This is a genomic window from Polluticoccus soli (genome assembly GCF_029269745.1).
Classification (GTDB): domain Bacteria; phylum Bacteroidota; class Bacteroidia; order Chitinophagales; family Chitinophagaceae; genus Polluticoccus; species Polluticoccus soli.
Genome location: NZ_JARJHT010000002.1, coordinates 326,381 through 349,287, shown reverse-complemented (window position 1 = coordinate 349,287; position 22,907 = coordinate 326,381). Strand labels below are relative to the sequence as shown.

Annotated in this window: 27 protein-coding genes; 10 read left to right on the top strand and 17 right to left on the bottom strand. The window is 47.1% G+C overall.

Annotated features, from left to right (window positions below):
- Positions 1-58: 58 nt before the first annotated feature.
- The 4 genes from P2W83_RS12165 to P2W83_RS12150 form a co-directional block, all read right to left on the bottom strand.
- Positions 59-874, bottom strand: coding sequence for a TPM domain-containing protein (locus P2W83_RS12165; protein WP_276134013.1), 816 nt, complete (start codon positions 872-874; stop codon positions 59-61).
- On the bottom strand, positions 871-1,329 hold the full coding sequence (locus tag P2W83_RS12160; protein ID WP_276134012.1) for a TPM domain-containing protein: 459 nt from the start codon (positions 1,327-1,329) through the stop codon (positions 871-873). The genes P2W83_RS12165 and P2W83_RS12160 overlap by 4 nt, the downstream gene beginning before the upstream one ends.
- Positions 1,330-1,333: 4 nt before the next feature.
- The gene (locus tag P2W83_RS12155; protein WP_276134011.1) at positions 1,334-1,924 is read right to left on the bottom strand and encodes a LemA family protein; all 591 of its coding nucleotides are present in this window, start codon (positions 1,922-1,924) and stop codon (positions 1,334-1,336) included.
- A gap of 93 nt (positions 1,925-2,017) precedes the next feature.
- Positions 2,018-2,536, bottom strand: a complete 519-nt coding sequence (locus P2W83_RS12150) for a hypothetical protein (protein ID WP_276134010.1) — start codon at positions 2,534-2,536, stop codon at positions 2,018-2,020.
- A 125-nt stretch (positions 2,537-2,661) separates the two neighbouring features.
- On the opposite strand from P2W83_RS12150, the gene kynU reads away from it, so the two are divergent.
- Positions 2,662-3,924, top strand: a complete 1,263-nt coding sequence (gene kynU, locus P2W83_RS12145; protein ID WP_276134009.1) for a kynureninase — start codon at positions 2,662-2,664, stop codon at positions 3,922-3,924.
- Positions 3,925-3,928: 4 nt separating this feature from the next.
- Positions 3,929-4,858 (top strand): bifunctional riboflavin kinase/FAD synthetase, encoded by a 930-nt coding sequence (locus P2W83_RS12140; RefSeq protein WP_276134008.1) that lies wholly within the window; start codon positions 3,929-3,931, stop codon positions 4,856-4,858.
- On the opposite strand, the gene holA is transcribed toward P2W83_RS12140, so the two are convergent.
- Positions 4,855-5,859: a DNA polymerase III subunit delta gene (holA, locus tag P2W83_RS12135; RefSeq protein ID WP_276134007.1), complete on the bottom strand. Its 1,005-nt coding sequence runs from the start codon at positions 5,857-5,859 to the stop codon at positions 4,855-4,857. The two genes, P2W83_RS12140 and holA, sit on opposite strands and share 4 nt — an antisense overlap.
- A gap of 1 nt (position 5,860) precedes the next feature.
- Positions 5,861-6,586, bottom strand: a complete 726-nt coding sequence (locus tag P2W83_RS12130) for a ribonuclease H-like domain-containing protein (RefSeq protein WP_276134006.1) — start codon at positions 6,584-6,586, stop codon at positions 5,861-5,863.
- Between the two features lie 52 nt (positions 6,587-6,638).
- Between P2W83_RS12130 and P2W83_RS12125 the strand changes: the two genes are divergently transcribed.
- The 7 genes from P2W83_RS12125 to P2W83_RS12095 all read left to right on the top strand — a co-directional run bounded on the left by P2W83_RS12125 (position 6,639) and on the right by P2W83_RS12095 (position 13,138).
- Positions 6,639-7,595, top strand: coding sequence for a hypothetical protein (locus P2W83_RS12125; RefSeq protein ID WP_276134005.1), 957 nt, complete (start codon positions 6,639-6,641; stop codon positions 7,593-7,595).
- A 107-nt stretch (positions 7,596-7,702) separates the two neighbouring features.
- Entirely contained in the window at positions 7,703-8,389 is a 687-nt protein-coding gene (locus tag P2W83_RS12120; RefSeq protein WP_276134004.1) for a response regulator transcription factor, read from the top strand.
- Between the two features lie 9 nt (positions 8,390-8,398).
- The gene (locus P2W83_RS12115; RefSeq protein WP_276134003.1) at positions 8,399-9,454 is read left to right on the top strand and encodes a sensor histidine kinase; all 1,056 of its coding nucleotides are present in this window, start codon (positions 8,399-8,401) and stop codon (positions 9,452-9,454) included.
- Positions 9,455-9,569: 115 nt separating this feature from the next.
- Positions 9,570-10,838, top strand: coding sequence for an NADP-dependent isocitrate dehydrogenase (gene icd / locus P2W83_RS12110; RefSeq protein ID WP_276134002.1), 1,269 nt, complete (start codon positions 9,570-9,572; stop codon positions 10,836-10,838).
- A gap of 8 nt (positions 10,839-10,846) precedes the next feature.
- Positions 10,847-11,518 (top strand): deoxyribose-phosphate aldolase, encoded by a 672-nt coding sequence (gene deoC / locus P2W83_RS12105; protein WP_276134001.1) that lies wholly within the window; start codon positions 10,847-10,849, stop codon positions 11,516-11,518.
- On the top strand, positions 11,518-11,958 hold the full coding sequence (locus P2W83_RS12100; RefSeq protein WP_276134000.1) for an SPOR domain-containing protein: 441 nt from the start codon (positions 11,518-11,520) through the stop codon (positions 11,956-11,958). Before deoC ends, P2W83_RS12100 begins: the two co-directional genes overlap by 1 nt.
- Entirely contained in the window at positions 11,951-13,138 is a 1,188-nt protein-coding gene (locus P2W83_RS12095) for a M20 metallopeptidase family protein (protein ID WP_276133999.1), read from the top strand. The genes P2W83_RS12100 and P2W83_RS12095 overlap by 8 nt, the downstream gene beginning before the upstream one ends.
- Here the strand turns inward: P2W83_RS12095 and P2W83_RS12090 are convergent.
- From P2W83_RS12090 to P2W83_RS12050, 9 genes are all read right to left on the bottom strand, one after another.
- Positions 13,135-14,274, bottom strand: coding sequence for a beta-ketoacyl-[acyl-carrier-protein] synthase family protein (locus tag P2W83_RS12090; protein WP_276133998.1), 1,140 nt, complete (start codon positions 14,272-14,274; stop codon positions 13,135-13,137). The two genes, P2W83_RS12095 and P2W83_RS12090, sit on opposite strands and share 4 nt — an antisense overlap.
- The gene (locus P2W83_RS12085) at positions 14,259-14,681 is read right to left on the bottom strand and encodes an acyl-CoA thioesterase (protein ID WP_276133997.1); all 423 of its coding nucleotides are present in this window, start codon (positions 14,679-14,681) and stop codon (positions 14,259-14,261) included. Before P2W83_RS12085 ends, P2W83_RS12090 begins: the two co-directional genes overlap by 16 nt.
- Before the next feature lie 13 nt (positions 14,682-14,694).
- Positions 14,695-15,102, bottom strand: coding sequence for a hotdog family protein (locus P2W83_RS12080; RefSeq protein WP_276133996.1), 408 nt, complete (start codon positions 15,100-15,102; stop codon positions 14,695-14,697).
- Positions 15,095-15,976, bottom strand: coding sequence for an LpxL/LpxP family acyltransferase (locus tag P2W83_RS12075; RefSeq protein ID WP_276133995.1), 882 nt, complete (start codon positions 15,974-15,976; stop codon positions 15,095-15,097). Before P2W83_RS12075 ends, P2W83_RS12080 begins: the two co-directional genes overlap by 8 nt.
- A 2-nt stretch (positions 15,977-15,978) precedes the next feature.
- On the bottom strand, positions 15,979-16,233 hold the full coding sequence (locus P2W83_RS12070; RefSeq protein WP_276133994.1) for an acyl carrier protein: 255 nt from the start codon (positions 16,231-16,233) through the stop codon (positions 15,979-15,981).
- A 161-nt stretch (positions 16,234-16,394) separates the two neighbouring features.
- Positions 16,395-16,658: a hypothetical protein gene (locus tag P2W83_RS12065; protein ID WP_276133993.1), complete on the bottom strand. Its 264-nt coding sequence runs from the start codon at positions 16,656-16,658 to the stop codon at positions 16,395-16,397.
- A 118-nt stretch (positions 16,659-16,776) separates the two neighbouring features.
- Positions 16,777-17,340 carry a hypothetical protein gene (locus P2W83_RS12060; RefSeq protein WP_276133992.1) on the bottom strand — a complete coding sequence of 188 codons (564 nt, stop codon included), beginning with the start codon at positions 17,338-17,340 and terminating at the stop codon, positions 16,777-16,779.
- A 2-nt stretch (positions 17,341-17,342) separates the two neighbouring features.
- Positions 17,343-19,673, bottom strand: a complete 2,331-nt coding sequence (locus P2W83_RS12055; protein ID WP_276133991.1) for a TonB-dependent receptor — start codon at positions 19,671-19,673, stop codon at positions 17,343-17,345.
- Positions 19,674-19,734: 61 nt separating this feature from the next.
- Entirely contained in the window at positions 19,735-20,067 is a 333-nt protein-coding gene (locus tag P2W83_RS12050; RefSeq protein WP_276133990.1) for a hypothetical protein, read from the bottom strand.
- 72 nt (positions 20,068-20,139) lie between these two features.
- Here P2W83_RS12050 and P2W83_RS12045 point away from each other — a divergent pair, with 72 nt between their 5' ends.
- Positions 20,140-20,907: a DUF2490 domain-containing protein gene (locus P2W83_RS12045; protein WP_276133989.1), complete on the top strand. Its 768-nt coding sequence runs from the start codon at positions 20,140-20,142 to the stop codon at positions 20,905-20,907.
- On the opposite strand, the gene P2W83_RS12040 is transcribed toward P2W83_RS12045, so the two are convergent.
- Positions 20,866-21,681 (bottom strand): hypothetical protein, encoded by an 816-nt coding sequence (locus P2W83_RS12040; RefSeq protein ID WP_276133988.1) that lies wholly within the window; start codon positions 21,679-21,681, stop codon positions 20,866-20,868. The two genes, P2W83_RS12045 and P2W83_RS12040, sit on opposite strands and share 42 nt — an antisense overlap.
- A gap of 42 nt (positions 21,682-21,723) precedes the next feature.
- On the bottom strand, positions 21,724-22,899 hold the full coding sequence (locus P2W83_RS12035; protein WP_276133987.1) for an acetyl-CoA C-acyltransferase: 1,176 nt from the start codon (positions 22,897-22,899) through the stop codon (positions 21,724-21,726).
- Positions 22,900-22,907 lie beyond the last annotated feature (8 nt).

Below are 22,907 nucleotides of genomic sequence, written 5' to 3'. Positions count from 1 at the left end.
AGTAATCGAAATTATTGCGGGTGAATCTGAACAGCCACGTTAAATTTTAGTGATATTTCTACCAGCTTCCGCTGGCACCGCCGCCACCGAAACTGCCGCCACCGAAGCCTCCAAAACCACCGCTACTACCGCCACCGCTGCTCCAGCCTCCGCCACCAAAGCTGCCGCCACCAAAACCACCTCCGATAAATGGTCCGCCCCAGCCACGATAGCCTCTGCGACTCATGTAGCCGCCGCCACCGCGACCACCACCGCCCCGACTGGCCAACCATAAGATGATAACAATGAAGATGATAAGCCCTATCGGGAAGCCACCTTTACCATCACCTCTATCAGCATCGCCTTCTTCGTTGGTATATTCTCCTTTAGTAGCCGCTATAATTGCGTCAGCTGCCCTACTGAAACCTTCATAGTAATTCCCTTTCTTGAATTGCGGGACGATCTCATTGCGGATAATACGACCGCTGGTCGCATCAGTCAGCGCGCCTTCAAGACCATAGCCAGTTGAGATGTTAACCTTTCTGTCATCAAGCGAAGCCAATACCAGAACACCGTTATCCTTGCCTTTGCGACCTACACCCCAACGATTGCCAAGCTCTACAGCATATTGCGCTATCTCATAACCACCAAGATTTTTGATTGTTACGATCGTTATCTGCGTCGATGTAGTTTTATCAAAATCCACCAGCTTTTGCTCAAGCTGAGCCTGTTCACCAGGGCTCATAGCACCGGCCAGATCATTGACTAACCTTGCTGGGCTTGGCTTTGCTGGAAAATCCTTATCGCTTTGTGCAAGCACAGGCAATGAAACCACGAGCAATGCCCATAGCGCTAACACACATCTTGAAAAAACAGGCTTAAGCTCTATCATCATTTACCAAAAACTATTTCGTCGGGCAACTCATTATGAGGAATTGAAGGATCGTACGGAAAATGCTGCGCCAGGGCTTTACCCAGCTCATTAACGCAAACACAAAGACCATCAGCCAGTTTACCTTCTTTCAGGTAAGCTTTAAACTGTTCGGCGGCATTATGCCAAAACAACGGACCACCAGCTTGCTTATATATTTCCTCATCACCCATGATTGCAAACTGTTGATCGTCTATGGCCATGTACACCAATACTGCATTCCGGCGCTCCGTCTCGTGCATACGCAAGCCAGCAAATAGCTCCCTTGCACGATCCATGGCATCCACGTAGGCACAGCGGCTTTCAAGAAATACCCGAAGCTCACCAGTCGTTTTGCTTTCGGCATCTTGTATACAAACCACTACCTTCTCCTGGTCTTCAGGAGGAAGTAGTGGCTTTTTTTTACGGAATAATCCCATAAATCTAGAATTGAACCTGCGGTGCTTTTTGTGCGCCTTGCTCTGCCTCAAACATGCCGCGTTTTTCAAAACCAAGCATACCGGCAAATATGTTGTTCGGGAAGGTTCTCACCTGTACGTTGTACTCCTGCACTGCATCATTATAGTTCTTGCGTGCTACAGTGATCCTGTTCTCTGTACCTTCCAGCTGATCTTGCAGTGCGAGGAAGTTTTGGTTCACCTGCAGCTGAGGATAAGCTTCTGATACCACCATCAGTCGTCCCAGCGCTGCGCTTAGCTCTCCTTGCGCCTGTTGGAACTCACGTACCTTTTCAGGTGTCAGGTTATCAGGATCTACTTGTATAGAAGTTGCCTTGGCGCGGGCATTGATCACATCTGTCAAGGTTTTGTTTTCGTGTGCAGCTGCACCCTTTACTGTTGCCACAAGATTAGGTACCAGGTCTGAACGGCGTTGATACTGGTTCTGCACTTCTCCCCATTTGGATTTTACATTTTCATCTTGGTTCACCAATGTTTTTTGCAGGTTACAGGTCATGCAACCGCCTATCATCAATATGGCAAGTAGTATTACAATAACAAGAGTACCTTTTTTCATGAGTTGCAAATTTTAATCAAAAGTAATGGTTCTGTATCATATAAAAACGAACGCCGGCATCGCCGGCGTTCACAATTCGATATTAGCTAACCATTACCTGTTTAGGTAAAACCTTCCGGCAACACCAAACATGTTGTGCGGAAAGAAATCGACGTCGCTCAGGAAGTTGATGGCAGGTTTAAAATCTGCACTCAAGCCCAGCGGTATGTTCTTGAAATTGTATTCAACTCCACCAATGCCATCAATACCAAAGATACCTTCATGGTCGTCAACCCAGCGTCCTTCGCGATTGCTATACCAACGGCCACGGTCCCACACACCGAAGTGCATACCACCGCCAAAGAATATACGCCAGGACGGATCAGGTAATGTGATGTGATACTCTGCAAGGCCGACCACATTAAAGCTTTCGCCTTCCAAACCAAAAACACCGCCCGCATTCATTTGTGCTTCTATAGCCAGGTTGGGGTCAATAAAAAACTTACCAGTAAAGCCACCTCCATCAGGAGTAGCACGAAGCCCCAAACCTATTTTGCCGCGTTGTGCATAGCTGTCGTTTACCATTCCAATACCCAGTGCCGTAAAAGCAAAAAACAATAATACTTTCTTCATAAATAGTTGTGTTGTATCGAACTCAACAAAAAGAACATGCCAGAAGATGCTATATGTTAAAGATTACCAAAGTGTTTTGCGAAACTTTAACAATGTCAGTTATTTTTGCAGCCAAACATCAATAGATGCAGGCATACGAAGCAACGCTTGATTACGCACGCGACCAGGACCAGGTAGACATATTATATTCTTTTAGAGAGAGATTCCTTTTCCCACGCCACAATGACAGAGATGTGCATTATTTCTGTGGAAATTCGTTGGGGCTGCAACCCAAAAGTGTTGCCTACCTGATGCAGGCCGAACTGGACGATTGGGCAAAATATGGCGTAGAAGGTCATTTCCAGGCACGCAACCCATGGTTTTCTTACCATCACTTGTTTTCAGAAAGGTTGTCTAAGATCGTTGGCGCTAGTAAAGATGAGGTCGTTGCCACAAATACATTGACAGTAAACCTGCATTTGCTGATGATCTCTTTTTACCGTCCCAAAGACGGCCGGTATAAGATCATCATGGAAGCTGGCGCGTTCCCTTCAGATCAGTATGCTGTGGAAACACAAGTACGTATGTATGGCTATGACCCTGCTGATGCGATCATCGAAATAAAGCCTCGCGAAGGTGCCTATATTATTGAGGAGGATGACATATTATCGGCCATTGAAACAGCCGGCGACTCTCTGGCGCTGGTGATGTTTGGTGGTGTGAACTACTATACCGGTCAGTTCTTCGACCTGGAGCAGATCACAGCTGCAGCACACAAGGTTGGTGCTTATGCAGGCTTTGATCTGGCACACGCTGTCGGCAACATTCCAATGAGGTTGCACGATTGGAACATTGACTTTGCTTGCTGGTGTTCTTATAAATACCTGAACTCAGGCCCCGGTGGCGTGGGTGGTATCTTCGTCAATGAGAAACACGCTAGCAACCCAAATATCTTCAGACTTGGCGGCTGGTGGGGTAACGATGAGAAGGACCGTTTCAAAATGGAAAAGGGTTTCTTTCCACAAAAGAATGCAGGTAGCTGGCAAATGAGTAACGCCCCTGTATTCAATATGGTGGCGCATAATGCATCGCTTGATATCTACGACAAAGTGGGCATGAAAGCGCTGCGTGCAAAAAGCGAAAAGCTTACCGGCTTCACGGAATACCTCTTAAAGCAGGTTACCCACCTTCCTTTTGAGATCATTACTCCGACTGATCCAAAGCGTCGTGGTTGCCAGCTGTCGCTACTATTCAAGGAGCGCGGCAGGGAAGTGTTTGACAAGCTGACTGAGAATGGTGTTGTAGCCGACTGGCGCGAACCAAACGTGATACGTATTGCTCCTGTGCCGCTGTACAATACTTTCGAAGACTCTTATCGCTTCTACGAGATATTGATGGGCATACAATAAAACCATGGCAGTTTTCTTCAACACAGACGAGCTACCTGCATTTAAGAACGCGGTGATCACTATCGGCACTTTCGATGGTGTTCACCTCGGTCATAAAACCATTTTGAAAGAAGTGGTGGAACACGCAAAGGCTGTGAATGGGGAAAGTGTGTTACTGACCTTCGAGCCCCATCCCCGCAAGCTGATATTCCCCAATGTGCCGCTGAAACTGCTCACCCCGCTAAGTGAGAAACTCGAGCTGGTATCGAAAGAAGGGGTCGAGCATATTGTAGTGGTTCCTTTCACCCGCGATTTCAGCAACCTGACTGCAGAACAGTATATCAAAGACTTCCTGGTGAAGAAATTTCAACCAGAGAGCATAGTAATCGGCTACGACCACCATTTTGGCTACGATCGTACGGGTAACATCGACTTGCTGAAAAAGTTCTCATCTGACTACGGCTATAATGTATTTGAGATAAGCGCCCAGCTTATAGACGAGGCCGCGGTTAGCTCTACCAAGATCCGCACAGCGTTGGAACAGGGACATGTAGCTGAGGCTGCAACCATGCTTGGAAGGCACTACAGCCTGTCAGGTCACGTAACCGGAGGGGCTAAACTGGGACGTACTATCGGCTACCCTACTGCCAATTTGCTACCTGAAGATCCTGAACAACTAATACCAGCCAACGGGGTGTATGCGATACTGGCCAACTGGAACGAACAGGAGTTTAAAGGCATGCTGAATATTGGCTTCAGGCCAACCGTAACTAAGGATGTCGTACTTCATATCGAGGCACACCTGTTCGACTTCGACAAAGACATTTATGACCAGAAGCTGGAACTGGTATTTGTAGAACGCCTGCGTGATGAGCAGAAATTTCCCTCGGTAGACGTCTTAAAAGAGCAGCTGCACAAAGACAGAGAGGCAGCAAAACGCATTCTAAACGCTTAAGCTATTTCCATCTTACCGATCATTTCCTTCAGCAATTCACTATCGTGAACATTGCTGTCTATACCCACAGCTTTAGTGCTGTATTTGCTTAAAAGCATCAGGCAATACTCTACCCTTGCCAGGGGCCAGCGTTTTGCAGTTGCCATGATCTCGCGTACACGACTTGGATAAATACCCAGGGCTGCGGCCATTTCTTTATCATTCTTACCCTGCAGGAAATGCGCCTGGTATAGGCGGTTGAAATGCGAATAAAAGGAGCCAACGATCAGCACCATGGGCGCCGACTTGGGGTTGGCAATGAAATAGGACAACATGCGATACAGTTTGTCCCTATCGCCACTGGTCAATGCTTCGGGGAATTCAAACACATTATAATCCCGGCTGACGCCAATATATTTCTGTATGAGCCCTGCAGATAACACCTTCTCCTCAGGTACATTTATACGTACCTTCTCTACTTCATTTACGATCTTCTGCAGATCATTACCCAGGTAAGTAGCCAGTATCTGCGCTTCGCGCTCCTGTATTTCAAAACCTATGCTATGGCCATAATTCTGCACCCAGTTCGGCACAGCCTCGTCCTTGATCTTATCAGAAGTGAAGTGAACACCCTTTTCCTTTGCATACTTCACTACCTTACTCCTGCCATCCGCTTTCTTGAACCTGTGTTCCAACAGCAGAATAGTTGTTGGTGCAGGATTTTCAAGATAACCAGCCAGTTCGTTGAAGCCTTTCATCTGGGCTGCGTCTTTCACAATAACCACCTGGCGCTCGGCAAACATCGGGAAACGCCTGGCGGAGTTTACTACATCCACCCACTCTGCATCCTTGCCGTATAATACCATCAGGTTAAAATCACGCTCGGCAGGATCCAGTATCTTGTCCTCAAAGAAGCTGGTTATCATGTCGATATAATACGGTTCCTCTCCGTCAATAAGGTATACAGGCGAAAACTGGCGCGCCTGTAGCGATTGCATTAATTTCTTAAATTCTGCCGTCATACTAATCGTTCACAAAAACAGGCTCAGGATGAACATCGCTGAAACCCTTCAATCTAAGATAAACCCTTGCCGAAGTCAGCACATCTTGCATACAATACTTCCCGATCCTTTCCAGATCGCCCTGTTTCCAGTACACATCTCCCACCATGCTACCGTCAATGTCTTCTTTTGGCGAAGGTATCCCCAATATTTCGGCCAGCAAAGCCAGCGAAGTATAATGTTTATAATCACCGAACTTCCACATTTCCAGCGTGTCTATATGGCCTATCTCCCAAGGCTTTTTGCCACTTAGCTGCATACAGTCGGGCAGTCCCATCCCATTAATAAGCATGCGCCTGCACAGGAATGGAATATCAAACTCTTTTATGTTATGTCCGCAGAATTTCAGGCCCGGATAGTACTCTCCGAACCTCGTCAGGACCTCACAAAAATCATTTAACAAAACTTTTTCATCGTTGTTGGTGAGTGCTTTTAGGCGCATTCTCCACTCCCCGTCGTGCTTGTGAAAGCTACCAAAACCTATGCACACCACCTTGGCAAACTCCGAAAAAATGGCAGCCCGCTCTTCAAAAAGTATTGAGGCCGAGGCGTTTTCAACTGTACTGCTTTTTAAATACTTTGCTTTCTTTTCCCACTCGGTTTTCAGCCGGTCGCTGAGCTGCTCAAAATCGGGAAACATCGACACAGTTTCTATGTCAATGAAAAGTATATGTTTCAGTTCTTCCATTCAGCTAGGTGATTATATTTGCAATCTAACATAAAAAAAAGTTGGTAATCTTATGAATCAGGACACAAACAGATCTTCTGAACAATCTTTACCACCAAACCCTACTCCGCCAAAGCGGAACAATACGTGGATCTACATCGCGATCATCGCCCTACTACTGATCTCAAACATCGTATTGTTTTTAAATCGAAGCAAAGTAGTAGAGCAAAAAGAAGATGCAGAAATACAATTCGCATCGTCCGACTCCTCACGCCGCGCCGTTGAGACCGAGTACAACGCTGCCCTGGTTCGCCTGGACGAACTGGTGTCTAAAAACGCCCAAATGGACAGCATGCTGAATGACAGGGACAGCGAAGTAGCCAGGCTGAAAAGGCAGATCGACGGCATCGTTAAGGACAAAAATGCCTCTGCTGCCGACCTGGGCCGCGCCAAACGCCTGATCGCAACGTTAAACTCTAAGGTTAAAACCTATGAGGAGCGCATTGCGGAACTGGAGCAACAAAACACCGAGCTCACTGAGTCGAATGTATCTCTGGCCCGCGAACGCGATACTGCTGTAACGCAAAACGTAGCCCTGACACAAAAAGTGAAACTGGGTGGCGTATTGCATGCTTCAAATATCAGGATGACGCCGATCGATATCCGCAGGGGCGGCCGCAAGATCAGAGAGACTGAAAAAGCACGCAAAACCGACGTGTTGCGCATCAATTTCGACATTGATGAGAACCGTATAGCCGAAAGCGGAAGGAAAGAAATATTCCTGCGTATAGCCGGCCCTGATGGCAATGTACTCAGCAATGCAGCTTATGGCTCCGGCGTAACGACAGCAGCCGATGGACAATCGCTGAATTATACGTTGCTAAAACAGATCGAGCTCATAAAAAATCAGCCGGTAAGAGATGTGATCGTAGACTGGAACCAGGAGAACGACTACACTCGCGGTGCCTATAACATCCAGCTCTTCCACGAAGGCTATAAAATAGGCGAAGGCAGAGTCTTCCTGAAGTAAAATCCGTAACTTTAAAGGGATGCATCGTTATCTTAACAATAAGGTAATATGCATCCCTTTTTAGTTCACTGGCACTGTCCTAATATTGTGCCGGATTTCAGGGACTTATGGATACATTACCAGGCAAAATATTGATCGTAGACGACGAGCCGGATATAGTTGAATTTATCAGCTATAACCTCAAAGGAAAGGGATACCTCATTTCTACAGCAAAAGATGGTGTCGAAGCTATCAGGAAAGCACGCGACTTTCGCCCAGACCTGATACTGCTCGACGTGATGATGCCAAACAAAGACGGCATCCAAACCATCAAAGAACTCAGGGCAATGCCCGACTTTGAGCAGACAGCCATCATCTTCCTCACCGCCCTCAGCGACGAGCGTTCGGAGATAGAAGGACTGAAAACAGGAGCTGATGATTACATCTCTAAACCAATAAAGCCGGAATTGCTGGCAACCCGTATCAGCGCTGCCCTACGTCGCTTCCGTAAAGAAGACGAACAGGAACAAAAACTGGTGTTCGGTGACCTGGAGATCAACAAAACCAAGTACACGGTAAACTACCAGGAGCAGGAAATTTTACTGGCTAAAAAGGAATTTGAACTGCTGGCGCTGCTGGCTTCAAAACCGGGCCGCGTATTCCTCCGCAATGAAATACTGCAGCGCATCTGGGGCACAGATGTAATAGTAGGCGACCGCACTATCGACGTGCATATCCGTAAGATCCGTCAGAAAGTGGGCATCGACCTGATTACCACAGTAAAGGGCGTAGGATATAAGTTTGAAATGCCGTAGTTTAGTACAATGTCGGTACTACGAAGCAAAAGTCCCTCACCCCGGCTGTTATCACTGTTCACTGCCCTGATCATTTCGAGCTCGAATGCGCTGTTAAGTCTTACGCTACGGCCGCAATGGTACATGCCGTTGGTAGTGTTTGCTATAACGTTTATCATTACCTATTCGTTATATTACTATACGCTGCAGCGCTTCATCTACCGTAAGATCAAGCTGATCTACAAATTCATCTATCATACCAAGGCTACCAAAAAGGAGGAATTCTTTTACGAGAACCTCCTTCCCCGGAAGTCTATAGAAGAAGTGAGTGACGACGTTCAGAAATGGGCTTTGCAAAAACGCAATGAGATCGCAACACTGCAGGCAAATGAACAATTCCGTAAAGAGTTCCTGATGAACCTGGCCCACGAGTTGCGCACACCGATATTTACCGTGCAGGGCTACATCGACACCCTGCTTGGTGGCGCCATAGACGATCCGGATGTAAACAAGAAATTCCTGAACAATGCGTCCAAAGGCACAGAACGCCTGGTTCGTCTCGTTGACGACCTTGGCGAGATATCAAAACTCGAGTCTGGCCGTATACCATTAGTGCAGGAGTCATTCGTGATCCAGGACCTGATAAAAGACGTATACGAAGAACTGACCCTAAGAGCTAAGGAAAAGAACATCCATCTTCAATTTAAAAAAGGCACCGAACGTCCGCTTGCCGTGTATGCTGACAAGCAGAAGATCAAGCAGGTCTTGGTCAACCTCGTAGAAAACTCCATCAAATACGGGCACGATAACGGAACAGTGATCGCCGGCAGTTATATCGTGGACGATAAGCACGTATACACCGAGATCTCGGACGACGGGCCTGGCATTGGCGAAGAGCATATTTCCCGCATCTTCGAACGCTTCTACCGCGCCGACCGCAGCCGCAGCCGTACCATAGGTGGTACTGGCCTGGGACTTGCCATTGTGAAACACATCATTGAAGCACATGGCCACCAGGTCACCGTGCGCAGTACACTCAATGTTGGATCTTCATTCGGGTTTACACTGGATAGGGGTAAAGAATAGTCGCAAATATTCACAAAGACAATATGTATAACAGTTGAGTTAAAAGATGTCAACAGACTTCTTGCATGCTTGTTTTTTGTGTAGCTTCGCGCGCATCTAATTCAAAAAACTGGCTATGACACCACAGAAGATCTCAATGGGCGCCAATGGTAAATTGAATGTTCCCGACTGCCCTATTATTCCTTTTATCGAAGGTGACGGTATTGGTCCTGACGTATGGAGTGCGAGTAAACGAGTGCTGGACCATGCTGTAGAAAAATGCTACAATGGTACCCGCCGCATTGAGTGGAAAGAAATTCTGGCGGGTGAAAAAGCCTACAATCAAACCGGCGAATGGTTGCCTGCTGCTACACTGGATGCTGCACGCGAATACATCGTTTCGATCAAAGGTCCTCTGACCACACCTGTCGGTGGAGGTATCCGTTCGTTAAACGTGGCGATGCGCCAGGAGCTTGACCTGTATGTTTGTCTCCGCCCGGTATCATGGTTCCATGGCGTACCCTCTCCGGTAGTACACCCTGAGAATGTAGACATGGTGATCTTCCGTGAGAACACTGAGGATATCTACGCCGGTATCGAATTCAAAAACGATTCTCCGGAAGCAAAAAAACTGCTTGCTTTCCTCGAAGAGCTGGGCGCTGCGAAAAATATTCGTTTCCCTGAGACGTCTTCATTAGGCATCAAGCCGGTATCGAAAGACGGTTCAGAAAGGTTGGTACGTGCGGCTATCGAATACGCGCTGGAACATGGCAAGCCTTCAGTTACCCTGGTGCACAAAGGCAACATCATGAAGTTCACTGAAGGTGGCTTCAAGAATTGGGGTTATCAGCTGGCTGTTCGTGAATTTGGCGATAAAGTGTACACGTGGGAACAGTGGGAAACTGCAAAGAAAGAGCGTGGCGAGGACGAAGCTAATAAAGAGATCAAGAAAGCACAGGCTGACGGCAAGCTGATCATCAAAGACGTGATCGCCGACAACTTCCTGCAACAGATACTGCTGGCTCCGCAAGACTACTCTATCGTTGCCACCCTCAACCTGAATGGTGACTATATTTCTGATGCACTGGCTGCAGCTGTTGGTGGTATCGGTATCGCACCTGGCGCCAACATCAACTACAATACCGGCCATGCTGTGTTTGAAGCTACACACGGTACTGCACCACGCTTTGCGAATACAGATACGATGAACCCATCATCTCTGCTACTGAGCGGTGTAATGATGCTGGAATACATGGGCTGGCACGAACCTGCCGAATGCATTCTGCAAGGTCTGAAAACTACCATCATGCGCAAACGCGTTACCATCGACTTCTACAACCTGATGCACGATGCTACGCTGCTGAAGACCAGCGAGTTTGCAACTGAGATCATTAAGAACATTTAATGCCGCCTATGGCTTTTGATATTGCGCCTTATATAGACCACACTGTTCTAAAGCCAACTACAAAACAGGCAGACATAGAAAAACTTTGCAGCGAAGCCATTACCCATGGCTTCGCTGCTGTTTGTATACCACCCTACTTTCTTTCATTAGCCAAACAACTGTTAGGTGAAAGCAATGTAAAGCTGGCAACAGTAATCGGTTTTCCATTTGGCTACAATGCAACCAGCGCAAAGCTTGAGGAAATAAAGCAGGCAATTGCCGATGGTGCGGACGAATTGGATATTGTACATAATGTACTGGCCGTAAAAGCGCAAGACTGGCAATGCCTTGAGGCAGAAGCAAAGGTCTGCATCGAGCTGGCACATGCAGCTGGTAAAACTGTCAAGATCATTGTGGAAAGCGGTGTATTGACTGACGAAGAATTGGTACAATGCTGCGAGCTTTATGCACCGTTACAGCCCGACTTTCTCAAAACCTCGACCGGTTATGCTGAAATGGGCGCTACTGTACACGCAGTGCAATTAATGCGAAAACAACTGCCTGCCAGTATCTGCATAAAGGCGTCGGGAGGAATACGTACCTTTAAGCTCGCAAAACAACTGGTAGATGCGGGCGCTGACCGCCTGGGTTGTTCTGCAAGCATAGACATAGTTAAAGAAAGCAAAGAGTTAGAGCCCTAATGAAGAGGATTTGTTACATAGTGATCATTTTACTCCTGGCATCTGCAACCACGCAAGCCCAGATAAAGGTGGAAGAGAATGCGGATAGCAAGGAAATTGCCAATGGCGTCATCGTTCATGCTGACCCAAGACTGGCCATACTCGAAAAAAAGCACCACAACGTACACGTTGGCTCCATCCGTTCGGGACGGGGCTTCAGGGTACAGATATATAATGGCAACGACCGTACCATTGCTACCGAGACCAAAATAGATTTCATGCGCCGCTTCCCCGGCGTCCGTACATATATGACCTATGTGCAACCACAATTCCGTGTCAAGGTTGGCGACTTCCGCACACGCGCAGAAGCTGAAAAACTATACGACCAGGTAAGCACACTGTATAGCCCCAGCATGATCGTTCCCGATATCATTGTTATAAACACATTGAAAGATGATTAACCGCATCCGCGAAAAAGCAGAGCAATATTTTCCAGAAGTTCAGGCCATCCGCCACCATATACATAGCAATCCCGAACTCTCGTTCGAGGAATACAATACGTCTGCCTTCATATCCGACAAGCTGACCAGCTGGGGCATTCAGCATAACACGGGTATTGCGGGAACAGGTATCGTAGCCCTGATACACGGCAAGAATCCAAACAAAAAATGCATTGCACTGCGTGCAGATATGGATGCGCTGCCGATATACGAGAAGAACGATGTATCATATCGTTCAAAAAACGATGGAGTAATGCACGCGTGCGGTCATGATGTGCACAGCAGCTGCCTGCTGGGTGCAGCTCGCATCCTGCACGAACTGCGCGATGAATGGGAAGGAACCATAAAACTCATCTTTCAGCCAGGCGAAGAAAAACACCCCGGTGGCGCAAGCCTAATGATAGAAGCAGGCGTGATGGAAAATCCTAAACCGGATGCCATTTTTGCACTGCACGTGTATCCTCACCTGCCTTGCGGTACTGCAGGTTTCAGGGCGGGACAATACATGGCCAGCGCTGATGAAATATATATTACCATAGAAGGTAAAGGCGGCCATGCTGCGCTACCCCACCAAACAGTTGACCCAATAGCGATAGCTGCTCAAGTCATAACTAACCTCCAACAAGTAATATCGCGTAAAGGAAATCCCCTGATTCCTTCTGTACTCACATTTGGCAAGATTGCTGGCGGATTTGCTACCAACGTAATACCCGACCAGGTAGAGATATTGGGAACACTCCGTACCATGGATGAAACCTGGCGCTACAAAGCCCACGAGTGGATCAAGAACATTACGGAACAAATATGCGAAGCCAACGGAGCTAAAGTAAAGGTAGAAATACCTCAAGGCTACCCGTCACTATACAACGACCCTACGCTGACGACTTTTGCAGAAACATGGGCTCGCGAATATGTAGGTGTGGAGAATGTGCACGTCCTAGACATGCGCATGGCAGCTGAAGATTTCAGCTTTTACACTTTGAATACGCCTGGCTGCTTCTTCAGAATCGGTACAAATACCAACGACGAAAAATTCACCGCACCGGTACACAATGCACATTTCGACATAGACGAGAATGCAATGAAAACCGGTGTTGGACTATTTAGCTGGATAGCGCTGCAGGCAATAGGCAAACACTAAACCTTTGCCCAAACGGCGGTTGCATTGCAGCCACCAAAACCTGAAGCAGTTTTCAGAACATAATTGAGTGAAGTGGGTGTCGTTTGCGTAGTTACGTGTAATTCTTGCGACACGCCTAATGATTCAAATCCCGGCGATGGTATCAATTGCTGGTGTTGCAGCGCTTCGATGATCATAGCACTTTCTAATATCCCGGCGGCACCTAGAGTATGTCCAACATAGCCTTTAAAGCTGTGTACACCGGCATGTGCCACTCCAGACAATCCAAACGCTTTCGCTTCCATCTCATCATTGTATAAAGTAGCAGTGCCATGAGCCGAGACCATACCAATAGCAGAAGCAGAAATGCCCGCCTCTTCTAACGAACGGTTTATGGCTATTGCCAATTCTTCTCCTGTGCGAGAAGGACCTGAAATATGGTTAGCATCATTGGATGTCGCTCCGGCAGCAAGCCTAGCCAGCGGCTGGTTTTCATTGTCAATAGACAAGATGATAGTAGCCGCAGCCTCTCCAAGGTTAATGCCTTTCCTCTCAGCATCAAACGGCTTGCAGGGTTCATCAGCAATTGCCTGAAAGGACTGAAAGCCACTTAACACAAAACGTGAGAATCTGTCACAACCAACAACGATCGCGTATTTGTACTTCCCCCCCTGCAAAAGGCGCATTCCGTATTGCAGCGCAACTACACCTGATATGCAGGCATGCGACACAACTACAGGTTTTGTAATTAATCCTAATTGGCGCGAAATAATATCTGCACTTGTATACAGCGACAATCGCTCATCGTCTACTTGTCCCAGCCATTCGATATTACCTTTCGTTGTCGACAGGATGAGAACAGTGTTATCGAGATCAATATCACAATTATCAAGAGCCTGCTTCGCCGAGTATATCGCCAGCTGCTCAAATGGAGAAAGTGGATCTTTGGTTTGCGTTTGTGATTGCACTAGCTGCCATTGCGAAGGATCGAGCTTTGAAGCATAAAATGGTGATGCACTCAAACTCTCGTCTTCATGGAGTTTCACGCCGACACGACCTGCTGTTACTGCATTCCAGTGGGCCGCTGTGTTCATACCCAGCGCCGAAACAATATTTGTTGCTATTGCATAAACCGGTGTCACTACCCTTTCAGCCATTTTTCTTTCCAGTCTGTCATAAATTGCGGCAGCGTCAACATCAGCTCCATTTTCTCCTTATCCATGAACACCTGTGTTGAATTACCTTTAGCTACCTGCTCGTCGGTCTTTGCATCGTATATCGCGTAGTGAAAGATCAACTTAGCCGCAGGACTGTCGTGGTAGGTGGTCTCTAATCTTATTTTATGCCCATAACGCAAAATGCGTTTATAGTCGCAATGTATACTTACTATGGGCACAACAATATTGCTGCGATAGAAATCGAGATAGCGTATGCCATACGCTTCACCAAAGGCTTCCCGACCGTCTTCAAAGTAACGAATGAAATGACCATGCCATACGATACCGAGCGGATCGGCCTCGCTGAACTTCACTTCCAGTTCGGTGGTATGTGTAAGCGTTTGCAAACTCTGAGACGGGTTAGGGTTGAACAAATATTTTCATTTCGCAGCCGGCTATGGGTTCGGCATTGTTGAATACCGTGGCCTGCACTACGTGAACATTTGCTATGAAGTGTATAAACTCAACCTGCGTTTCTATGGTGTCACCTACTTTCGGCAGCTTGTCAATCTTCAAATTCTTAAGGGCGCCAATATAGCCTACTGACACATCTTTGCCTTTCTGCTGTGCATTGTAGCCAGCACCGGCAGCTACCGTTTGCGCCATATTCTCTACCAAGCCGGGTGTAGTGAACACCCCGTCCTGAACAAACAGGTTGCCTTCTTTTATTTCAAAACTGGTTTTTGATACTTTTTCGTTCGCTTCAAGAACATCATCAACCATTACAAAAGGGGCCCGCTGCGGTATATATGCGGTTATATCAGTCATGCTTCCAGAAATCATAGTAATTAAACCATTGGTCAGGATATTGCTTCACTTTTTCTTCCAGTATATTCACGTAATCGTGCAGCATCGCTTCCATGCCGGTAGTTCCCTTCCCTTCGTAAGTTTTAGCTGGATATGAGTAGTACCGGTAGCGAAAGTTACCCTCTTTAAAGCCAAAAACAAAACACACAGGTACTTTAAGCTTTGAAGCCAATATAAAAGCACCTGCCGGGAACAGCGCTTTCTCTCCCAGGAACTCATGTTCCATCGTACGGTTACCGGGGCGGAACCTATCTGCATGCAAACAGATGAGTTCATTCCTTCTTAGCGCCGCCGACATCTCATAAATATGCGAGAGATCGTTCTTGATGTAAATGATATTGAAAGAGCGCTTGTTGTCGTACTGCTCCATGTACTGCTTCATCTCCTCGCCTTCCCCGTCATACATCAGGATATTCACCTTCGTATTCATGCGTTTGAGCATGTGCCCCGCCACCTCCCAGTTGCCCAAATGCGCACTTACAACAAGTCCTCCATTTCCAGCTTCCAACATAGCGGCTATTTTGTCGGTGCCTTCAAAATTGATATGCTCAAAAGGATTGATACCTGAAAGAATGGCGACTTTGTCGATGATCGTTTGGCCAAATATGATCAGGTTCTTCTTTATTAGTTTATTGGCCACGCGCTTTGAAAAACCCAGGCGCTGCTCATAGAGGTAGCGTAGCGGCTTCGTTGCATTGGGAACGAATAGCCTGTAATAAGGCGTCACCAGGTGAAGTAAAGCGTACGCAGGTTTCAGGCCGCCTTTTTTGAGGAGCCATATAAAAATGCTGTAGCCTAAAGTTGTACCTCTGGAACGTCCTTCCCAGGAAGGCATAATTAGGCTGTTTGCGCCTGCAGGCGGTTAGTTACGTAGTCGTAAAAATCCTGGATAGTGTGCATTTGCTGAAAATCTTCAGGCTTTACTTTAAAGCCGAAGTTCTGCTCGATAGCTACAACGAGGTCAATATAATCGAGGCTATCCAGATCCAGGGTAGCTTTAAGATCAGCTTCAGGCTTTATGGCCTGTTCATCCACCTCAAAGTCTTCTATCATAAAGGCATTGATTTTGCCGATAATCTCTTGCTGATTCATAACTATTTAGGAAACGGTAATATATTATATAAATATTTAACTATTAAATATTTATAACATTCGGAAGGCAAAGGTAAAAAAAATGTGATTCTAATAAAATAAAATGCACACCCTCCGGGTCGTTTTTAATGATCCGGGGAAGTAGGAATTCCGATCTTTCTTTAGAAATGCACCTCAATAATGCTGTTCAGCGGAATGCTCATGCCGCCTTTCAGCTGGAGGTAGTTGTCTGTAACCGACCAAACGGTGGTACTTACGCTACGGGGCCCCTGTGTGGTTTCAAATGTGATGTTTGTTTTGCCTTTGAACTCATTACCCAGTCTCACTGCATAGCTCAGTTCCTTCTCCCAATGAGCAGAATTGTCAACGAATGCCGGAACGATCCTGTATTGAGGAATTTCTTCTTTGGCTATAAGGGTTGCCATTATCACAAAAACTTTGGTTCATATAAATATACAATCTTTTGAAAAAATCAAAGGCCTGTAAACGAGAAATTTACAGGCCTTTCACAATTTAAATGGTCGCCACAAAAACGTTGCCAAACTACTGCAGCTTAATGTGAAAGCTCACATCGACATCAGTTTCGCCGCCGGCGTCAGCCGTAGTCTGGGCTGCTTTATTGGTCGGATTATGCTTTAACACTACGCTCAATTCACCACCGCCGGCTTCTCCTGTCTTAAATACTATCCTTTGGTTAAACGGCATGTTGGCGGCATCTTTACTGCCATTAACAAATGTCAGGAGAGCGGCGGGCGTTGATTCAAAAAGAAACAGGTGGGCGTTACTCTCAGAGATCACTTCCTCTGTAATATTATCCGCTGGGTTCGCGCCATCGTTCCATAACTGCACTTCCACATTATATTCTTTATTGGGCGAAAGCAAAACGTCATCTTTGGTTATTGCGCCTGGTGTTGTTGCCCCCAAACCGTTTTCTACTTTATAGGCAAACGTCTTGTTAAATCCAGCATTGTCGGTGATGAGCAATTTGACCGTGGTAATTAACTCCTGCTCTACCGGTATTGCCGGTTCTCCACCCTTATCACAGGCAGACATAGCCAGCGATGTAAAAGCGATGAGTAAAATTGGCTTTATGATATTGGTTCTCATTTTTAGTTTGTTTGATCTTTGATAAAAGAAAATGGCATTCGAAGTCGTAACACAACGTTGCGGCCCGGCTGATCGATGAAATAGCGGAATGCATCGAGGTAGTCACGGTATTTAACATTGAACATATTCGTGACCGCGACACTAACATATATTGGCTGCTTTCCTAACAGCAAACGAGTGCCAGCTTCTGCATCGGGAACAAAATATGCTGCCGGCGGCCGTGGATAGTCTATCGCATCGAAATTCGACGGTATGCGTACCTGCTCCGCTATATAGCGCGCATTGAGTGCAACGTAGCATTCCTGCAAAACTTCACCCATTTCAAATCCATAGCGCACGTTGAGCGATGCCCTGTCAGCAGGCATCAGTATCAGCCAGTCGTTGGCCGAAAGATCGCGCGCACGCAATAACGATAATTTTGCCGTGCTGGTAAAATGCTCTGTCCATTTGTACCCTACCGATACATCACTGCCATACAGGAAAGCATTTGTTTGGCGGTAGTGGAAGGTTTTGAAATAACCACGTATAGTAAGCACATCAGCACCGGGTTCCAGAAAAATATAGTCGCGTATATACTGGCCATACAACGACACTTCTGCCGACAACTTCTTTCGGGTGTATTCCGTCTCCAGGTTCAGATTATACGAACGCTCTGGCCGAAGGTTTTTATTTCCCAGCTCAATACGCGCAGCTCCGTGGTGAAAGCCCGCACTAAATAGTTCATTGGCCTGTGGCGCACGCCATGCATTCGCCAACGTTGCGCTCCACTGCCAGTTTGGTTTCAGCTGCTGGCGAAAACCTAATGTAGCCGATGCACTATTGTAGTTGAAAGCATACCGTATGATCTGCTGGCTGGGCCCTTCTGCATTGAACATTTCGTAAGAGCGATTATCGTAACGCACCCCGGCTTCCAGCGTCCAGTTATTTTTACTATAACGCTCTATAAGGTATGCAGCGCCACCCAATGAATTGTAGGTCGGAATAAACAGCCTGTCTCCATTTTGGAAATTGTTCGTTTGATAAATACCATCTACACCTATCTGTCCTTTCACACCACCGATTGCCTTATGATCCAGGTTTAAGTTAAGTGTTTGTGTATTCAGTGTAAGGTTCAGCTGTGCCCGTCCATCATCTTTGCGAACGATGTCATACTCTTGCCTGAAGTTATGCTGGTAGGAGTAAATGAGATTCCAAACACCCTGCCTATTATCGGCGTAAAGCTTCGCTTTAAACAGATCGTGTTCCACATCTTGCTTTGGCCGACCGATATCATAAGTAAACCCCGCAGGCACCAGTGGCACTGAACTGTGAATGGCAGCTTCCAGGTCTTTCAGGTTGCCGGTATGCGAACCGGTGTAGATGCCTAATTCGGTATCAAAGTGGCTGTAAAACACTTCTGCTCCGTAGTGCGGCTTGCGCCAACCAGCAGCTGCAGAATAGTTCCTTTCTTCAACACCTGTATTATCAACCCAATAACCGGGAACGCGATAGTTACCACCTTTCTTGAACGTCCCCTGCAGGCGCATACTTAGCTCGGGGACATTCTTGAAATTATGCTCCACCATGGCTGAAGCAACGCCCATACGGTTATTGCTAAATCCGGCCAGGTTAAGCTCACCTGAAGTACCGGGCTTCGACGGCAGAGGGGCCGGTTCTACCAATACAACACCGCCTATGGCGTCTGTACCATAGCGAACGCTGGCAGCGCCTTTTATCACGGTGATATTGTTTGCCAAGAAGGGATCAATATTAGGCGCATGTTCACCGCCCCATTGCTGATCTTCCTGCCGGATACCATTATTCAGTGTAACTATCCGGTTACTGTGTAAACCGTGGATCACCGGCTTAGCGATCGTAGGCCCGGTAGACATTGCGTTCACTCCGTTTACCGATTGCAGCATATCGCCCAGCGTTTTGCCGCTATTAGCAGCAATGGCGGTTTTATCCATCTGTTCTTTCGACTGGATAATGGTAGGGATGCGCTCCTGCCTTACCTCTACCTGCGATAACATGTGCGCCTCGTGGGCCAGCCTAAGCCTTACAGTGGTATCGTTTGCGATATCCAGCAAAACGTCAAAATGATCGTAACCTGCGGTGTGTACGTGTACCGTGTACCTGCCGGCACACAGGCTGTCAACATGAAACTTGCCTGATTCATCAGCGTCAAAACTGCGGTTGATCTCGTCTATGTATACAACTGCGGGATATACAGGTTCGAAATTGTGGGTCTCCACAACCGAACCAGCCAAGGTTAGCCTGCATGGAGACTGCGCCCGTACATATCCTGCAGCAAGGCTTAGCATTATTGCCAACGCCCATCGTGCACGATGCATTCGTTTGAATTATGTAATTAGAAAACTGCTGTACAACGACAGCAAATAAGGCCCCTATGTACTATGCCAAAGCAGGTGGCCCCCGAAGCAAAGAAGTAATAACCTCGCGCGAAGTAAGATGCTGCACCGCTGCAGCGACCTGCTTCGGAAATGCCTCTTTATCGCCCGAGAAATAGAAAACCTGTACATCGTTGACGAATGGCGCCAACGTAAAACTCAGGAACGAACAGTGGTGGTGCTGATCTTCTATTACCAGTCCATCCGTACGCAATTGATTACAGTGTACTGTATCCTTATGGTTGGCGAATAGGTGCACGAACTCCTTGGGCGTACCGCCAAACACCAGCAAAATTGCCAGCCATATAGAGAGTGCGATATGTAGGATTCGTGTCAACAAGTTATCTTGCGCTTCGAAATGCAAAGATAGCCTGAAAAGGCCAGACGAGATCATTTCAAAATGCCGCTCATGTTATCAAGGATCTTTATACTACTTCTATTTATCCAGTTTGGGGCGGCCGGCGTGCAGGCTCAGCGACTTAGTGATGTAAATGCTATAGGCTGGTTCGGCTCTTTCAACACCATTCACCTTTCAAAGCATTATTCTCTCTGGCTCGAAGGTCACTGGCGACGGGATAATGTCATTACTGACTGGCAACAGCTAATGATCCGTACAGGCATTCAACGGCATTTTAAAAATGGGTTGAGCACCATGGCCGGCTATGCATACGCCCGTACTTATCCATATGGTGACTATCCTGCCGGGCCACATCCCATACCAGAACACCGCATCTTCGAACAGTTTATGTGGAACGATGCTATAGAACGTGTTGGCCTCAATCACCGCGTGCGTTTAGAGCAAAGGTTTCTCGGCAAGATTAACCAGACGGCACCGGAATATGAGGTATTGGACTGGACATATGCAAATCGCGTCAGATACCAGCTGCGCGCCACTGTACCGCTCAACAACAAAAACCTCATCGACGATACATGGTATATTGCCGGATTCGATGAGATCTTTATAGGGTTTGGCAAGAACGTTAATCAAAACGTGTTCGACCAGAACCGGGTAGGCCTGGTAGCCGGCTATCAACTAACAAAAAAGCTGCGAGCCGAAGGAGGTTATTTTAACCAAACCGTGCAGCAAGGAGGATTAGTTTCGGGTCGCGAGGTTTTTCAATACAACCATGGTCTCTTATTGAGTCTCTACCTTGGCTTCTTTCCTTTTGAGGGCTAACTCGTATCCCAGTAGTCCGATAAACTCCGTGAAGAAAAAGCTGTGACTTATTTTGCCACCTTCCATTGCTAGGGCGTCAAGATAGTTGGCATACCCGACCTTAGCAGAAGCCTCGAGAAATAACCCTTTGAAAAAATAGTACCTGGTACCTACCTCGCCTGCGCCTATATAACCGGCGACGTGGTATTTATTGTCCAGTCGTTTGCCCATCAGTATTATATCCGACCGGGGAACCACCACGCCGCCACCCACTCTCCAGGTCAGGTTAAGTTGTGATCTTTTACGCTCGATCAGCGGTGTCTGCCCAAAATAGTTGAGCATCAGGAAATTGGCTCCGTTGGTGTGTTCTACATGTATAAAGTTGCGAGAGACCACGGTATCAAAAAGAAAGGGCGTTTCATTGATAATTCCGCTCATTCGCAGCCTTTGGCCATCTATCATCACATATTTTGCATGGTCGAAGTTGACCTCAATAGCATGTTCCCTTTTGCTGTCGAGGTAAAAACCTAACCGGCAACTGTTCTGCGGAATGGTTATATCTATTGGGTTTTTATAAAAGGCTTCGTAATCAGGCTTGTCTGTCGCCCGCACACCGTATAGCGTGAAGTTATATTTATCGCCATTACTGAAATGCATATCGCTTTTCGTGTAAAAATCGCGGTTATAGCCCCACTGAAAATAAATTCCGCTCTCTAGAACTTTGCGGAAGAACTGCGCATATAGCTGTATGGGAACCAGCAGCAAAAGGATTGCCGCTAATACAAATCGTTTCATAGTGAAGGTGGTTGGTTGTGAGTCAAAAGGCTATTTCATTGCTTATAGTTTTTCTATGATACCGGCAATGCCTTGCCCGCCTCCAACGCAGGCAGTAACCATGCCATATTTCTTATTAAGACGTTTCATATCATGCAGCAATTGGATGGTGAGCTTAGCACCACTGCAGCCCAGCGGATGACCTAGCGCAATCGCGCCGCCGTTTATGTTGACGATCTCTGGATCTATACTCAGTTCACGGATAACAGCCAGCGCTTGCGAGGCGAACGCTTCATTAAGCTCTACCAGGTCTATCTGGCCCAGGTTCATACCGGCTTGCCTCAATACTTTAGGCACTGCAGCCACTGGACCAATACCCATAATGCGCGGATCGACACCAGCTACTGCACAGTTTACTAACCTGCCCCAAGGCTGAAGACCAAGCTGATTCATTAGTCTTTCACTCATTACAATTGTAAACGCTGCGCCGTCTGAAGTTTGAGAAGAATTGCCCGCTGTCACCGAACCACCCTGCGCAAATACTGCCGGCAGCTTAGCCAACACCTCCATCGATGTATCAGCACGCGGCCCTTCATCAGTATCTACCACAAAATCCCGCTCCACGCGTTTATTCTTTTCGTTGAGCATGATCTCTTTTACTTTTATCGGTAGAATGCCGTCTTTGAAATAACCTGATTCTATTGCCTTGATAGCACGCTGATGCGACCTGTAGGCAAATGCATCCTGGTCTTCGCGAGACACTTTATAATCAGCAGCTACCTGCTCTGCCGTAAGGCCCATGCTCAGGTAGTAGTCAGGAGATTCTTTAGCAATCTCGTAGTTAGGCATCGTGCGCCACCCGGCTGTTGGGACAAGGCTCATGCTTTCAGTACCGCCAGCGATGATGCAGTCGGCATAACCGCTCTGTATCTTAGCGGTGGCCATAGCTATGGTTTCTAACCCCGATGCACAATAACGGTTCACGGTTACACCCGGCGCCCACTCGCCTACTGCCTTGTTTGCTATAATGCGACCTACCTGCAAACCCTGCTCAGCTTCGGGAACTGCATTACCCACTATTACATCATCCACAAGTTTAGGATCAAGTTGCGGAACACTGGCCAGCAATCCCTTGATCACGTCTATGGCCAAGTCGTCGGGCCTGTAAAAACGAAAACCTCCGCGCTTAGCTTTACCTACTGCCGTTCTGTATCCTGCTATGATGTATACTGTCTGCATGTGTGTAA

Excerpts from the sequence above, each read along its gene's own strand:
- P2W83_RS12035 (WP_276133987.1), bottom strand. The coding sequence starts at position 22,899 with ATGCAGACAGTATACATCATAGCAGGATACAGAACGGCAGTAGGTAAA.
- P2W83_RS12080 (WP_276133996.1), bottom strand. The coding sequence starts at position 15,102 with ATGACTGATATAACCGCATATATACCGCAGCGGGCCCCTTTTGTAATG.
- P2W83_RS12150 (WP_276134010.1), bottom strand. The coding sequence starts at position 2,536 with ATGAAGAAAGTATTATTGTTTTTTGCTTTTACGGCACTGGGTATTGGA.
- P2W83_RS12100 (WP_276134000.1), top strand. The coding sequence starts at position 11,518 with ATGAAGAGGATTTGTTACATAGTGATCATTTTACTCCTGGCATCTGCA.
- P2W83_RS12140 (WP_276134008.1), top strand. The coding sequence starts at position 3,929 with ATGGCAGTTTTCTTCAACACAGACGAGCTACCTGCATTTAAGAACGCG.
- P2W83_RS12115 (WP_276134003.1), top strand. The coding sequence starts at position 8,399 with ATGTCGGTACTACGAAGCAAAAGTCCCTCACCCCGGCTGTTATCACTG.
- icd (WP_276134002.1), top strand. The coding sequence starts at position 9,570 with ATGACACCACAGAAGATCTCAATGGGCGCCAATGGTAAATTGAATGTT.
- P2W83_RS12045 (WP_276133989.1), top strand. The coding sequence starts at position 20,140 with ATGTTATCAAGGATCTTTATACTACTTCTATTTATCCAGTTTGGGGCG.
- P2W83_RS12125 (WP_276134005.1), top strand. The coding sequence starts at position 6,639 with ATGAATCAGGACACAAACAGATCTTCTGAACAATCTTTACCACCAAAC.
- P2W83_RS12165 (WP_276134013.1), bottom strand. The coding sequence starts at position 874 with ATGATGATAGAGCTTAAGCCTGTTTTTTCAAGATGTGTGTTAGCGCTA.
- P2W83_RS12040 (WP_276133988.1), bottom strand. The coding sequence starts at position 21,681 with ATGAAACGATTTGTATTAGCGGCAATCCTTTTGCTGCTGGTTCCCATA.
- P2W83_RS12065 (WP_276133993.1), bottom strand. The coding sequence starts at position 16,658 with ATGGCAACCCTTATAGCCAAAGAAGAAATTCCTCAATACAGGATCGTT.
- holA (WP_276134007.1), bottom strand. The coding sequence starts at position 5,859 with ATGACGGCAGAATTTAAGAAATTAATGCAATCGCTACAGGCGCGCCAG.
- P2W83_RS12075 (WP_276133995.1), bottom strand. The coding sequence starts at position 15,976 with ATGCCTTCCTGGGAAGGACGTTCCAGAGGTACAACTTTAGGCTACAGC.
- kynU (WP_276134009.1), top strand. The coding sequence starts at position 2,662 with ATGCAGGCATACGAAGCAACGCTTGATTACGCACGCGACCAGGACCAG.
- P2W83_RS12120 (WP_276134004.1), top strand. The coding sequence starts at position 7,703 with ATGGATACATTACCAGGCAAAATATTGATCGTAGACGACGAGCCGGAT.
- P2W83_RS12070 (WP_276133994.1), bottom strand. The coding sequence starts at position 16,233 with ATGAATCAGCAAGAGATTATCGGCAAAATCAATGCCTTTATGATAGAA.
- P2W83_RS12055 (WP_276133991.1), bottom strand. The coding sequence starts at position 19,673 with ATGCATCGTGCACGATGGGCGTTGGCAATAATGCTAAGCCTTGCTGCA.
- deoC (WP_276134001.1), top strand. The coding sequence starts at position 10,847 with ATGGCTTTTGATATTGCGCCTTATATAGACCACACTGTTCTAAAGCCA.
- P2W83_RS12160 (WP_276134012.1), bottom strand. The coding sequence starts at position 1,329 with ATGGGATTATTCCGTAAAAAAAAGCCACTACTTCCTCCTGAAGACCAG.
- P2W83_RS12155 (WP_276134011.1), bottom strand. The coding sequence starts at position 1,924 with ATGAAAAAAGGTACTCTTGTTATTGTAATACTACTTGCCATATTGATG.
- P2W83_RS12090 (WP_276133998.1), bottom strand. The coding sequence starts at position 14,274 with ATGGCTGAAAGGGTAGTGACACCGGTTTATGCAATAGCAACAAATATT.
- P2W83_RS12130 (WP_276134006.1), bottom strand. The coding sequence starts at position 6,586 with ATGGAAGAACTGAAACATATACTTTTCATTGACATAGAAACTGTGTCG.
- P2W83_RS12060 (WP_276133992.1), bottom strand. The coding sequence starts at position 17,340 with ATGAGAACCAATATCATAAAGCCAATTTTACTCATCGCTTTTACATCG.
- P2W83_RS12095 (WP_276133999.1), top strand. The coding sequence starts at position 11,951 with ATGATTAACCGCATCCGCGAAAAAGCAGAGCAATATTTTCCAGAAGTT.